Raw genomic sequence first — 13,921 nt, 5'->3', positions numbered from 1 at the left:
CATATCGAAGGCTTAAGCATATCAGGCACAATGATGGCAAATCAATAGCCTAGCACGTAAAGCGGTTATTGATATGTACCCATACGTTAGTGGGGAATTTAAGCCTTCGGAGCGCCATATCAAACGAGAGTAGCTTTGGCGAAATCGGGCGCGATGAACAAGGAAAGAAACATAGGTCTTTATAAGATTTTTAGCTATCTTATAAAGTCTTATAAGTTTTCTGTAACGGGAGGCAAGGTTGATTCGAGCGATTCGCGGAGCAACGACGGTGAGCGATAATGACGAGCAAGAAATTATAGCGGAAACAAAACGTTTGTTAGTAGAAATGGTACGCCAAAATGATGTTCGTGCAGAAGATGTCGTATCCGTGTTGATTTCAATGACCGATGATTTAAACGCTACCTTTCCCGCCAAAGCGCTGCGTCATCTTGACGGTTGGACGTACGTCCCCGTCATGTGCATGCGCGAAATTAACGTGCCGCAAGCATTGCCGAAATGTATTCGCGTCATGATGACCGTACATACGAAGCGAGCACAGCAAGACATTCAACATGTATATTTGCGCGATGCGATCCAGCTTCGACCAGATTTGCAGTTGACAAAAAAGTCAGAAATATAATATGATGGTTTGTAAGTTAGCTGAGTAGAGTAAGAGTTGAGTAGAGAATGAGTGAGAGCGGAGCAGAGGATCGTTACGTGACGTACGCCTAAGGACTGCCCGTCTTTAGGCTTTTTTGTTTCCTCTTTGTTTCCCCTCGTGTTCATTCTCCAAGAAAGGAGAACGACCATGAATATAACTGCATTTTTACAGGCAGCTTCCCAATTTCGAACGATTCCGATTGTGAGGCGATTTTTTGCCGACACGTTTCAGCCCATTCAACTATTTACGGCTTTACGTGATGAGGCTGCGTTTTTGCTTGAAAGTGGGGACGACATGTCGCCTTGGTCGCGCTATTCGTTTATCGGTATTCAGCCATTCATATCGATTGAAAGCGATGATGGAAAGCGGTTTTTTGTTAAAGAACAGCAGCGCACACTTATATGCACATCGACGATGAAAGAAGCGTTCGCGTTTATGCAACAACATGTAAACGTTCAGCCGTTGGCATTGGACGTTCCGTTTCGTGGGGGAGCTGTCGGTTATATAAGCTACGATTTTATTTCTTCTATTGAGAAAGTTCCGTATCATACTTATAACGATTTACAAATGAAAATCGTCCATTTTGTCGTTTGTGAGACACTATTTGCTTTCGATCATGTAAAAAAGGAATTGCTGCTCATTCATTATGTTCGGTTAACCGAGAAAGACGATGAGCAAACGTGCATTCAAAAATACGAGGCTGCTTGTCAAAAAATCGATAAGTTGGCGCGCAAAATGGTTCACGGTTGTGATGAACAGGCGCATATGATGTTCGAACGACACATCCCTGTTTCGTTTGATCGTGTGCGCTCAAATATGGATAAAAAAACATTTTACGAAGCGGTTGAGCGCATTCAATCATACATTGCAAGCGGGGATGTTTTTCAAGTCGTTTTATCACAACGGTTTGCTATTGAAACGTCGATTGACGGACTTGAACTATATCGTTTGTTGCGTTTATTAAATCCATCACCTTACTTATTTTATTTAAAGTTTGGTGAAGAACACATTATCGGTAGCTCTCCAGAAAAGCTTATTCAAGTGCGGAATCGGGAACTTGAAATCGATCCGATCGCCGGCACGCGTCGACGCGGGAAAAATGAACAAGAGGATGAGGCTCTCATGCATGATTTGCTTCATGATCCGAAAGAGCGTGCAGAACATTATATGCTTGTCGATTTAGCTCGCAACGATATCGGGCGCGTCGCTATGTATGGGACGGTACGCACCACGCAATTTATGCAAATTGGGAAGTTTTCGCACGTCATGCATCTCATTTCCAAAGTGAAAGGGATGCTTCGGGATGATGTCCATCCGCTCGATGCGCTGACTGCTGCTTTTCCTGCTGGAACGGTTAGCGGAGCACCGAAAATTCGGGCGATGCAAATCATTCAAGAACTAGAGCCGACAGCGCGCAACGTTTATGCAGGCGCCATTGCATATATCGGTTTTGATGGCAACATTGACTCATGTATCGCCATTCGTACGGCCGTAATAAAACAAGGGGTAGCATACGTACAAGCGGGGGCAGGAGTTGTTGCTGATTCACTACCTGCATTGGAATGGAAAGAAACGCGCAATAAGGCGAGCGCCTTAATTCACGCAATTCAACTAGCAGAACGCGTATTTCGAGGAGGGGAGCAACGTGTTTGAACAGTTGTTGCATAAATGTGCTTCTCAACAAACGTTGACGGAACGAGAAGCGTATGAAGCGATGCATGTAATGATGAGCGGAGAAGCGGATGAAAAGCAAGTAGCTGCTATGCTAGCTTTGTTGCGTTTTCGCGGTGAAACGGTCGATGAGCTTGTCGGATTTATTCGAGCGATGCGTCAACGCATGCGCGCCGTTTCTTTTGATGAACCGGTCATCGATACGTGCGGAACAGGAGGAGATGGGAAAGGAACGTTTAACATTTCGACAGCTGTCGCCTTGCTTATTGCCTCGCTTGGCGTTGCGGTGGCGAAGCATGGCAACCGCGCTGTTTCTTCTACGAGCGGAAGCGCCAATGTGATTGAACATTTTCGCATCCCGATGCCGAAAACAGAAGAAGAGGCAAAACAAGCGTTGCAAAACTATCGTCTCGTTTTTTTATTCGCTCCATTTTACCACGAGGCGATGAAACATGTGGCTTCTGTTCGCCAAAGTTTAAAAATGCGCACCGTATTTAATTTGCTCGGTCCGCTTGTTAACCCTGCTCAGCCAACAAGACAGGTGATCGGGGTGCATAACGCAAAAGATGCATTAAAAATGGCGGAAGCGCTGCAACGAATCGGAACAGAACATACGGCGTTTGTCACAAGTAGTGACGGTTTAGATGAATGTAGCATCGCTTCAGAAACATTGTTAATTGAGTTGAAAGATGGACAGCTGTTGCAACGCGTTATTGTTCCTGAAGATGTCGGATTATCTCGCGGTTGTTTATCGGATATATGCGTCAGCAGCGTAAGTGAAAGTGCCCAACTCATTGAACGTGTGTTTGCAAGTTGTGCGAACGAAAGTGCAACAAATGTCGTTTTGCTCAATGCAGGTGTTGCTCTGTATGTTGCCGGTGTCGCACCCGACATTGCAAATGGAGTGAACATGGCGAAACACGCGATTGAAACAGGTTGCGCGCATGCGTACTTACAACGTTTGAGAGGTGAAATGTATGCTTGAACACATTTTGCGAACAAAAAGGGAAGAAGTGGCATCGTTACAATTGCCAGAGGCATGCGAACACCTTCCTCGTCGTTCATTTTATGACGCTTTAGCCAAACCGCATCGCTTTTTGGGATTGATTGCGGAAGTGAAAAAAGCGTCGCCATCGAAAGGAATCATTCGACAACAAATGAACGTCGTCGATATTGCGTGTGCATACGAACAGGCGGGCGCTGACGCCGTATCGGTGTTAACAGATGAACAATATTTTAAGGGACATCGATCATACGTGACGAAAGTGAAACAGCATATTCATATACCGATTTTACGTAAAGACTTTATTATCGACCGCAAACAGCTTGTAGAAAGCGTTCGGATTGGCGCAGATGCGATTTTGCTCATCGGTGAGGCGCTTGATCCGTCCTTTTTACACGAATTATATGAAGAAGCGCACGAAATAGGATTGCAATGTTTAGTAGAAGTGCATGCCCCTCAGACGGTAGAGAACATTTTAAAGCGGTTCACGCCGAAAGCGATCGGCATTAATAATCGTGATTTAACGACGTTTCATACGTCGCTTCATGTGACAAAACAAATCGTTCCGCTTTTACCGGATTGCATTATTGTAAGTGAGAGCGGCATTCATACGTACGATGATGTTCGGACAGTACAACAAGCGGGTGCTCATGCGATGCTCGTCGGTGAAGCGTTGATGAGAAAACAAGATGTTCGTGCAGCTATTTATGAATTGTTTGGGGAGCGAGATGTATGACCGTTTTAAAATATTGCGGCAACCGTTCGTTTCATGATGTACAACTCGTCGCAAAAAGCGAGGCACATTATATCGGATTCGTGTTTGCTGAAAGCAAGCGAAAGGTCGAGCCGAAAGACGTCAGTCGATGGTTAGCGTCTGTCGAACTTCGTGACAAACAAACAGTTGGGGTGTTCGTTCATCCAACGATTGCTTCTGTCGCTTCTGTTCTCGAGCACGTGCCTTTATCGATTATTCAATGCCACGGCATGGAAAGCGTTCAAATGGTGAAGCAGTTGAAACAAACGTTTCAAATCCCTGTCTGGAAAGTAATCCACCATGCACATGAGGCGTGGATATATATGCGTGTGTGGGAAGGAATTGCAGACGGGTTCGTCATTGATAGCGGACGAAAAGGAGCATGGGGAGGAACGGGCGTCTCGTTTGATTGGCGTCATGTCCCTTGTTATATCGAAGAGGCGAAACGGCAGCATGTTCCTTGTTTTATTGCAGGGGGGATTACTCCGGAGAACGTCGAACAGCTGCTAGCGTATGAGCCGTTTGGCATAGATATAAGCAGCGGAATTGAAGAAGACGAGCGGAAAAGTGAACAAAAAATAAAAAAAATTGAACAGAAGGTGAAAACATGTTGACAGTACCGAATGAACGTGGTCGTTTTGGAACGTTCGGTGGAAAGTTTGTTCCGGAAACATTGATGCGCCCGTTAGCCGATATGGAACGCGAATGGCATAAAGCGCTGACTGACCCTTCGTTTCATGCCGAATATATGCATCATTTATATGAATATTCAGGACGTCCGACCGCTTTAACGTTTGCAAAAAACTTGACAGAACGATTAGGCGGGGCGAAAATGTACTTTAAACGCGAAGACTTGAACCATACAGGCGCCCATAAAATTAACAACGCCATCGGTCAAGCGTTGTTAGCGAGACGAATGGGAAAACGAAAAATTATTGCTGAAACAGGTGCAGGTCAGCACGGTGTAGCTGCGGCTACCGTTGCCGCTCGTTTCGGCATGGAATGTAAAGTGTTTATGGGCGAAGAAGACGTAAAACGGCAAGCATTAAACGTCTTTCGTATGAAATTGCTTGGCGCGCAAGTCATTCCGGTAACGAGCGGCAATCGAACGCTCAAAGATGCGACAAATGAAGCAATTCGCTATTGGGTCGAGCATTGTGATGACCATTTTTATATGATTGGATCTGTTGTGGGTCCGCATCCGTATCCGATGATGGTGCGCGAATTTCAACGCGTGATTGGCGAAGAAGCGCGCGAGCAAATGTTGAAAGTAGAAGGAAAACTTCCAGACGTGATTATCGCATGTGTTGGCGGCGGCAGCAATGCCATCGGCATGTTTCATCCGTTTTTAGATGATGACGTCGAATGTATTGGTGTCGAAGCGGCAGGAAAAGGCGTGCATACGACTGAACATGCCGCAACGATAACAAAAGGGACAAAAGGCGTCATTCACGGCTCGCTCACATATGTATTGCAAGATGAACACGGTCAAATTATGGAACCGTACTCTATTTCAGCAGGGTTGGATTACCCGGGTGTTGGACCGGAGCACGCATATTTAGCTACAATCGGTCGTGTCCGCTATGAAAGTGTAACGGATGAAGAAGCGATCAACGCGCTGCAAATGACCGCAGAAGCAGAAGGGATCATCCCTGCCATCGAGTCGGCGCATGCGCTCGCCAAAGCGTTTCAAATTGCTTCCCTTCGCTCATCGGATGACATCGTTCTTGTTTGCTTATCAGGAAGAGGCGATAAAGATGTGCAAACGGTAATGAACTACTTAGAAGGGAGTGAGCCGAGATGAAACATTTTGTTCCGTTTATCGTTGCAGGTGATCCGTCTGAGGAAGTAACGATTGATTTAGCGGTTGCTCTTGAACAAGCAGGTGCGACGATATTAGAGCTCGGCGTTCCTTACTCTGATCCGCTTGCAGATGGGCCAATTATTCAGCGAGCAGCGAGCCGAGCGTTAAAACAAGGAATGACGTTGACAACGGCACTTGAACTTATCGGGCGCATGCGAAAAAAAGGTGTAAAAATTCCGATTATTGTCTTTACGTATTATAATCCTGTGTTACAATTAGGAGAAGAACGCTTTTTTGCTTTAGCGCAACAAAACGGGGCGAGCGGCGTGCTCATTCCCGATTTGCCGTTTGAAGAAAGCGAACATATGAGAATGCTAGGTGACGCATATGACATCCCGTACATTTCGCTCGTCGCTCCGACGTCGCATGAACGTATTGAAATGATTGCATCACAAGCGAAATCGTTTTTATATTGCGTATCATCGTTAGGTGTAACGGGTATTCGGGACTCATTGCCGGCGGAATTGCACGAATTTTTGCAACAAGTAAAGTTATATAGTCGCGTTCCTGTCGTTGTCGGATTCGGCATTTCGACCGCTCAACAAGTGGAGCAACTTCAACATGTATGCGATGGCATCGTCATTGGGAGCGCGATCGTACAGAAAATCGAACAGCTTCAAGACGAATTAAACGATGTCGATACACGTCAACATGCGCTCATCTCTTTCTCGCAATATGTCGCTGCGCTCATTGAACCATTGAAAAGGGTGGGTAATAATGGAAGTGAAACAACAATTACAACAACTAAAACCGTACCAACCGGGCAAACCGATTGAAGAAGTGAAAAAGGAATATGGACTAGAAACGGTGATTAAGCTTGCATCAAATGAAAATCCGTACGGATGTTCACCGCTTGTTCACGACGCGATCGTTAGTGAATTAGATCATTTAGCGTTATATCCTGACGGATATAGTCGGTCGCTGCGTGAGGTGCTCGCTGCCCATTTGGAAGTCGAGGAAAAGCAACTTATTTTCGGGAACGGCTCAGATGAGGTCGTTCAGATCATTTGTCGCGCATTTTTGCAAAAAGGGACGAATACCGTTATGGCTACACCGACGTTTCCACAATACCGCCACAACGCGATCATTGAGGGGGCAGAAGTGCGCGAGATTCCTCTCCGAGACGGACATCATCATCTCGACGCAATGCTTGAGGCGATCGATGACAATACGCGCGTTGTTTGGATTTGTAGCCCAAACAATCCGACAGGTACGTATGTGAATGACGCTGCTTTGCGCTCGTTTTTAGCCAACGTGCCGAAACATGTGCTCGTCGTGATTGACGAAGCGTATTATGAGTACGTGCAAGCGGAAGATTACCCAAATACGGTCGCTTTACTCCAACAATATGAAAATATAATGATTTTGCGCACGTTTTCGAAAGCGTATGGACTAGCGGCACTTCGCATCGGATATGGCGTGGCACACGAGCATGTTTTACGAGCGATCGAGCCAGCTCGCGAGCCATTTAATACATCGCGTCTTGCGCAAGTCGCAGCCTTGGCAGCATTAAACGATCAACCATTTATTCAACAATGTGTCCAAAAAAATAAACAAGGATTAAACCAATTTTACGCTTTTTGCGATCAACACGGTTTGCGTTACTACAAGTCTGAAGGAAATTTCATCTTAATTGATTTTGGATTTAGTGGTGATGAAGTGTTTACGTACTTGCTTCAGCGTGGCATCATTGTCCGCTCCGGATGCGCTCTTGGCTTTCCGACAGCTGTGCGCATCACAATAGGGTCTCCAGAACAAAATGAAGCGATTATTCATGCTTTAACAAACATGTTGAAAGAAAGAAGGGAGCGTTTTTGCGGGGGAACATTTTAATTGCCGGTTTAGGTTTAATTGGCGGTTCAATCGCGCTTGCGATGAAGCGCGCCCATAACGATGCGAAAATTTTTGGATATGATGTGTCGAGCGAATCGTTGCGTTTGGCGCGTTCGCTCGGCGTCATTGATGAAGTGGTGCCTTCGTTTGCTCATGCAGCACAAGAGGCGGATGTAATCGTGCTTGCCGCCCCGGTTGTCCAAACAGAACAATTGCTTTGCGAACTGCTCGAGCTTTCTTTACGCCCTCACGTCATCGTTACAGATGTAGGAAGCACGAAAGAGCGTATCGTCAAGCAAGCGATGCCGTTATTAGAAAAAGGGATCGCGTTTATCGGCGGGCATCCGATGGCGGGCTCTCATAAGAGCGGTGTTGTAGCTGCGCGTGCGCATTTGTTTGAAAATGCATTTTATATTTTAACGCCAACAAAACATGTGAAAGAAGAAGACGTTATGCGATTAAAACAGTGGCTTGAGGGAACGAAAGCTCACTTTGTTACATTAACACCGAAAGAGCATGACCGAATTGCTGGGGTCATCAGCCATTTCCCGCACATCATTGCAGCAAGCCTCGTACATCAAGCACAACAGTACGAACGAGAAGATGAGCTTGTCAGTCGATTAGCCGCGGGAGGATTCCGTGACATTACGCGTATTGCTTCTAGCAATCCGGAAATGTGGCGCGATATTTTCATACATAACAAAGAAGAATTGTTACAATTGTTTGATCGTTGGTTAGAAGAAATGAAAAAAATTCGTACGTACGTTGCTGACGGTGATAGCGAGCGTCTTTATCAATATTTTCATGAAGCAAAACAGTTTCGGGACGGCTTGCCTGTGCGCACAAAAGGAGCGATCCCTTCTTTTTACGATTTATATGTGGATGTGCCAGACTATCCGGGGGTTATTTCTGAAATCACAGGTTATTTAGCAAAAGAGCGCATTAGCATTACAAATATTCGCATTATTGAAACGCGTGAAGATATTTACGGGGTGCTTCGTTTAAGTTTCCAAACGGAAGATGACCGTCAAAGAGCAAAACGTTGCATTGAAGCGAATACGAACTATGAAACGTATGTTGTGTAAAAGAGGTGAGAGAAGTGAAATTGCAAACAAACGTACATGCATTGCGAGGAGAGATCGCTGTTCCGGGAGATAAGTCGATTTCTCACCGTGCTGTCATGTTTGGAGCGCTTGCGAAAGGAACGACGCGTGTAACGAATTTTTTAACAGGCGAAGATTGCTTAAGTACGATTGATTGTTTTCGCAAAATGGGTGTGGACATTGCACAAAATGGAAATGAAGTCATTGTAGAAGGGAAAGGAATTGAAGGTTTAAAAGAACCGACACATATATTAAACGTCGGGAATTCAGGGACGACTACCCGTTTATTGCTAGGCATTTTAGCGGCCTGCCCGTTTCACGCTTGTTTAATAGGGGACGATTCAATTGCTAAGCGGCCGATGGATCGTGTGACGAACCCGCTTAAGCAAATGGGGGCACGCATCGACGGACGAGAGCAAGGACGCTATACACCGTTAGCGATCCGCGGTGGTCAATTGCAGCCGGTGACATATTATTCACCTGTTGCGAGCGCTCAAGTGAAATCGGCCATTTTGCTTGCAGGTTTACATGCAGAAGGAAAAACGACTGTTACCGAGCCGCATCAATCCCGCGATCATACCGAACGAATGTTGCGCGCATTCGGCGCGGACGTGCATGTGGACGGATTAACCGTTTCAGTCATCGGGCGGCAAACGCTTCGAGCCATCGATGTAGAAGTGCCGGGCGACATTTCTTCTGCCGCTTTCTTTTTAGTAGCTGGAGCGATTGTTCCAAATAGTGAAATTACGTTGAAGCATGTTGGAATTAATCCGACGCGCACAGGTATTATTGATATATTAATGAAAATGGGAGCCGATATTACGATCGAAAACATTCGCAACGAAGACAGCGAACCGGTAGCTGATCTGACCGTACGGACATCAACGTTAAAAGCAACGCATATTGGCGGCGATATCATTCCACGATTAATCGACGAAATTCCTATCATTGCCCTTTTAGCCACACAAGCAGAGGGAACGACAGTGATTACAGATGCGAGCGAATTAAGAGTAAAAGAAACAGATCGCATTGCGACAGTCGTGTCCGAATTGCGCAAGCTTGGCGCTCATATCGAGGCGACGGAAGACGGAATGATGATTCATGGAAAAACGCCGCTTCATGCGAACGATGTGATTGTCGATAGCTATGGTGACCATCGCATCGGGATGATGTTAGCGATCGCAGCGTGTGTGGCAAAAGGAAATGTGACTTTACAACGTCCGGAAGCCATTGCAGTGTCATATCCGACATTTTTCGACCATCTCCGCATGTTGCAAAGCTGATTCTAACGAGGATCAGCTTCTTTTTTTGCATGCTTATTCGTTCGATGGTATGATAAAGTGTGATGATATGAATGATAAGGGTGAGATTTATGGAAAAATTAAATCAAATTGTTCAACTCGTTGAACAAGGTGATGTGGAGCGCGCGCTAGCGCTTGCTGAACAAGTGAAGCAACACGGAAGCGATGAAGAACGATATATGTTAGCTGATCAACTATTTTCTTGGGGATTGTTAGAAGAGGCGGAGTCGCTCGTTTGTATGTTGCTCACACGTTATCCGGACGAACGTGAACTGCAACTGTTTTTAGCAGAAATATATACAGAAATGGATAAGGACGAGGAAGCGCTTGAATTGCTAATCGATATCGAAGAAGATGACCCTTACTATGTAAGAGCATGCTTATTAATGGCCGACCTTTATCAAATGCAAGGATTAGATGAAGTAAGTGAACGAAAGTTGTTAAAAGCGTATGAAAAAATGCCGAATGAACCACTTGTTCAATTTGCATTAGCTGAGCTATATTTTACGACAGGCCAATATCAAAAAAGTTTGCCATATTATGAACGGATCATAAACAATACAAAAACAATTGCCGGTACGATCATCGCCCAACGCATCGCGGAAGCATACAGCCTGCTTGGTGAATTTGAGCAAGCACTAGCTTATTACGAAGAAGCATTAAATGAACGTTTCGATGCCCATACATTATTTCAATACGGATTTACTGCATATCAAGCGGAAGCATATAAAACGGCAATTACGAAATTAAGCGAGTTAAAAGCGCTCGATCGTGAGTACGTGCCGCTCTATTTATTTTTAGCAAAATCGTATGAACAAGAAGGAGATATACAACAAAGTTACGAAATAGCAAAAGAAGGATTAACAATTGATGAATGGAATAAAGAATTGCTTCTTTATGCTGGAAAAATAGCGTTAAAGCTAGGAAAGCGGGAAGAAGCGCTTGAGTACATTGAACAAGCATTGGATATTGATCCCGGTTATTTAGAAGCGCTATTTGTTCAAACGAGCTTACTGTTTCATGAGGAACGTTACGAAGATGTCGTTCGCGCGATTCAACAAGCCATTGATCAAGGTGAATACGATCCACAATTTGAATGGGAGCTCGCTAAGGCGAAACAAAAGCTTGAAATATATGATGAGGCATTAAATCATTATGAAGAGGCATATACTTTTTTTAAAGAAGATCCAAACTTTTTATATGATTTTGGCTATTTTTTATTTGAGGAGGGGAGAAGAGACAGAGCGAAGGCTATATTTGAACAACTATTGCGCATCGATCCGACGAACGAAGAGGTTGCCCATATGATGTTGCAGTTTGAATGAAGTTGTCATTCGGATGCAAGGGGGGAAGGGAATGGTTTCTGTCCGAGAGAAAAAAGAGTTTGTTCGCTGGTTTTTAAACAATTATCAATTAAAGCGGCGCGAATGTGTTTGGATTTTAAACTATTTGTTAAGCCACGATGCGCTCATGGAAAAAGTGCACTTTGTAGAACATGCTGAATATTGTCCGCGCGGCATGATGATGTCAACTCATTGCGTTGATGATGTGCCATTTCGGTTTTATAAGCAAAATGTCGTCACGACGGATGCGGAAAAATCATTTCATGATATTCGTTTAAATCGTGACGAAGATATTTACATTCAGCTCAATTTTCGTGGGGCATTTCATTCACCGCAGTACGTGGCGGTGCTCGAAGAAAACCCATATATGCCGAAGAAAACGAACAAGCAAGACGAGCAAGTTGCTGAGCATGTACTAGCGGAGGCCATTCATCGCTTTCAACGGCAAAAAATTATGCGCCTCATCGATGATGCTCTCGACCGTCAAGATGAGAAAAGGTTTCGTGAGCTGACAGAGCGGCTAAAAACGTTGCGATAACTTTTCCGTTTCGCAACGTTTTCTCGTTTTTATGCAAATGTCACAAAATGTTCAAAAAAATACATATGCATTTCGTGTAAGATGGAAACATAAGGAGTGATTTCAATGAAATGGACAGCAAAAGATGTGGACATGTATGAGCAAGCGAAGGAGTATGTGGACACTGCACTTATTCCGTGCATACCGATCGGTAGCACAAATATGAAAGCGTTTGCTGAAATGGGCGAGCATACGTTGCTCATTGCGAATGATGTAGAGCGTCAATTTAAAGGAAGGGTGATGCTATTTCCGCCGCTAACATACTTTGTACACGAGCACGTGCCATCGCGCGTACGAGAGTGGACAAACATGCTTAAAACATTAGGCTTTCAACACATATGTTTTCTTACGTCACACGCCGATGTTGCGGATGAGACATTCGTTTACGTTCCAGCGCTCCCGCTTGAACATGTCGATGAATCGTATAAGCAAAAAATTGTGCGTCAACAAGTCGAACAAGTGATGGATGTGTTAGTGACAAAATGGACGTTAAAAAATTAGATAGCGTTTACACTATCATTATATTGACCTTGATGGAAACATGATATATCATTAGGTTGTCCTAGTTTTATATATGTGTTATAACAATTCGTCCGGATGGACTTAACTTCGTATAGAGGGGGGAAAACGATGAGCGAGAAAAAGCATCGCGTGTCAAGACGGCAGTTTTTAAACTACACGCTAACAGGTGTAGGCGGATTTATGGCAGCAGGCATTTTGTCACCAATGGTACGCTTCGCCTTGGATCCGATTTTAAAAGAAGAAGCTGGGCAAGATATGGTTGCTGTTGCCCAAGTGAAAGACATTACGACAGAGCCACAGCGCTTCGACTTTAAAGTAAAAGTAAAAGATGCGTGGTACGAATCAGAAGAGCCAAGATCTGCATGGGTATTTAAAGATGAAAACGGAGATATCGTTGCGCTATCGCCGATCTGTAAACATCTTGGCTGTACGGTGAACTGGAACGGTGAAAAAAGTAATCCAAACCGTTTCTTCTGTCCTTGCCACTACGGGCTATACGAAAAGGATGGAACGAACGTGCCAAACACGCCACCGCCAGCTCCATTAGACCGTTATGAATACGAAATAAAAGATGGCACGTTGTACTTAGGTAAAGCGAAACCACGAGGGGAGGCGTAATACATGCTTAATAAGATTTACGATTGGGTTGACGAACGGCTAGATATTACGCCTTTGTGGCGCGATATCGCAGATCATGAAGTGCCAGAGCACGTAAACCCTGCGCATCACTTTTCGGCGTTTGTTTACTGCTTTGGTGGCTTAACGTTTTTCGTGACAGTCATCCAAATTTTATCTGGTATGTTTTTGACGATGTATTACGTACCAGACATTAAAAACGCTTGGGAATCTGTTTATTACTTGCAAAACGAAGTAGCATTTGGACAAATTGTGCGCGGTATGCATCACTGGGGAGCTAGCCTTGTCATTGTGATGATGTTTTTACATACGTTGCGCGTATTTTTCCAAGGGGCTTACAAAAAACCGCGTGAATTGAACTGGATCGTTGGTGTTCTTATTTTCATGGTCATGATGGGACTTGGCTTCACAGGTTATTTATTACCATGGGACATGAAAGCTCTTTTTGCTACAAAAGTAGGATTGCAAATTGCAGAAGCGACGCCTGTTATTGGTCCGGCAATTAAAACGTTGTTAGCGGGCCATCACGAAATTGTTGGTGCTCAAACGTTGACGCGTTTCTTTGCGATTCACGTATTTTTCTTGCCAGCAGCACTATTAGGACTGATGGCTGCACACTTCTTAATGATTCGGAAGCAAGGAATTTCTGGTCCACTGTAAAATTTAGCATAAGG

The 13,921-nt window shown here is 44.6% G+C and carries 15 protein-coding genes; all 15 read left to right on the top strand.

Translation table 11 applies throughout. The features are described 5' to 3' along the window. Window positions 1-238: 238 nt before the first annotated feature. The 15 genes from aroH to qcrB all read left to right on the top strand — a co-directional run bounded on the left by aroH (window position 239) and on the right by qcrB (window position 13,907). Window positions 239-619 (top strand): chorismate mutase, encoded by a 381-nt coding sequence (gene aroH, locus V7Z64_RS02840; protein ID WP_297990756.1) that lies wholly within the window; start codon window positions 239-241, stop codon window positions 617-619. A gap of 168 nt (window positions 620-787) precedes the next feature. Further along, window positions 788-2,293, top strand: a complete 1,506-nt coding sequence (trpE, locus tag V7Z64_RS02835; protein ID WP_297990755.1) for an anthranilate synthase component I — start codon at window positions 788-790, stop codon at window positions 2,291-2,293. Next, complete coding sequence (gene trpD / locus V7Z64_RS02830) at window positions 2,286-3,296, top strand: anthranilate phosphoribosyltransferase (RefSeq protein WP_297990754.1); 1,011 nt, start codon at window positions 2,286-2,288, stop codon at window positions 3,294-3,296. Before trpE ends, trpD begins: the two co-directional genes overlap by 8 nt. Further along, window positions 3,289-4,050, top strand: a complete 762-nt coding sequence (gene trpC, locus V7Z64_RS02825) for an indole-3-glycerol phosphate synthase TrpC (protein WP_297990753.1) — start codon at window positions 3,289-3,291, stop codon at window positions 4,048-4,050. The genes trpD and trpC overlap by 8 nt, the downstream gene beginning before the upstream one ends. Then, a complete protein-coding gene (locus tag V7Z64_RS02820; RefSeq protein WP_297990752.1) occupies window positions 4,047-4,682 on the top strand; it encodes a phosphoribosylanthranilate isomerase in 636 nt (211 codons plus the stop codon). The genes trpC and V7Z64_RS02820 overlap by 4 nt, the downstream gene beginning before the upstream one ends. Beyond that, window positions 4,676-5,872 (top strand): tryptophan synthase subunit beta, encoded by a 1,197-nt coding sequence (gene trpB / locus V7Z64_RS02815; RefSeq protein WP_297990751.1) that lies wholly within the window; start codon window positions 4,676-4,678, stop codon window positions 5,870-5,872. Before V7Z64_RS02820 ends, trpB begins: the two co-directional genes overlap by 7 nt. Then, on the top strand, window positions 5,869-6,708 hold the full coding sequence (gene trpA, locus V7Z64_RS02810) for a tryptophan synthase subunit alpha (RefSeq protein WP_297990750.1): 840 nt from the start codon (window positions 5,869-5,871) through the stop codon (window positions 6,706-6,708). The genes trpB and trpA overlap by 4 nt, the downstream gene beginning before the upstream one ends. Continuing rightward, the gene (gene hisC / locus V7Z64_RS02805) at window positions 6,650-7,765 is read left to right on the top strand and encodes a histidinol-phosphate transaminase (RefSeq protein WP_297990749.1); all 1,116 of its coding nucleotides are present in this window, start codon (window positions 6,650-6,652) and stop codon (window positions 7,763-7,765) included. The genes trpA and hisC overlap by 59 nt, the downstream gene beginning before the upstream one ends. Next, entirely contained in the window at window positions 7,747-8,850 is a 1,104-nt protein-coding gene (locus V7Z64_RS02800; protein WP_297990748.1) for a prephenate dehydrogenase, read from the top strand. The genes hisC and V7Z64_RS02800 overlap by 19 nt, the downstream gene beginning before the upstream one ends. 14 nt (window positions 8,851-8,864) lie before the next feature. After that, a complete protein-coding gene (gene aroA, locus V7Z64_RS02795) occupies window positions 8,865-10,151 on the top strand; it encodes a 3-phosphoshikimate 1-carboxyvinyltransferase (protein ID WP_297990747.1) in 1,287 nt (428 codons plus the stop codon). An 89-nt stretch (window positions 10,152-10,240) separates the two neighbouring features. Next, a complete protein-coding gene (locus V7Z64_RS02790) occupies window positions 10,241-11,494 on the top strand; it encodes a tetratricopeptide repeat protein (RefSeq protein WP_297990746.1) in 1,254 nt (417 codons plus the stop codon). A gap of 31 nt (window positions 11,495-11,525) precedes the next feature. Beyond that, window positions 11,526-12,050, top strand: a complete 525-nt coding sequence (locus V7Z64_RS02785) for a ReoY family proteolytic degradation factor (RefSeq protein WP_297990745.1) — start codon at window positions 11,526-11,528, stop codon at window positions 12,048-12,050. 105 nt (window positions 12,051-12,155) lie between these two features. Continuing rightward, a complete protein-coding gene (locus V7Z64_RS02780; protein WP_297990743.1) occupies window positions 12,156-12,590 on the top strand; it encodes a YpiF family protein in 435 nt (144 codons plus the stop codon). Between the two features lie 129 nt (window positions 12,591-12,719). Further along, window positions 12,720-13,229 carry a ubiquinol-cytochrome c reductase iron-sulfur subunit gene (locus tag V7Z64_RS02775; protein ID WP_297990742.1) on the top strand — a complete coding sequence of 170 codons (510 nt, stop codon included), beginning with the start codon at window positions 12,720-12,722 and terminating at the stop codon, window positions 13,227-13,229. Window positions 13,230-13,232: 3 nt separating this feature from the next. Next, a complete protein-coding gene (gene qcrB / locus V7Z64_RS02770) occupies window positions 13,233-13,907 on the top strand; it encodes a menaquinol-cytochrome c reductase cytochrome b subunit (protein WP_003394570.1) in 675 nt (224 codons plus the stop codon). Window positions 13,908-13,921: the final 14 nt, after the last annotated feature.

It is taken from the genome of Anoxybacillus sp. (assembly GCF_036834105.1).
GTDB lineage: Bacteria > Bacillota > Bacilli > Bacillales > Anoxybacillaceae > Anoxybacillus.
This window is presented reverse-complemented; position numbering and strand designations above follow the sequence as displayed.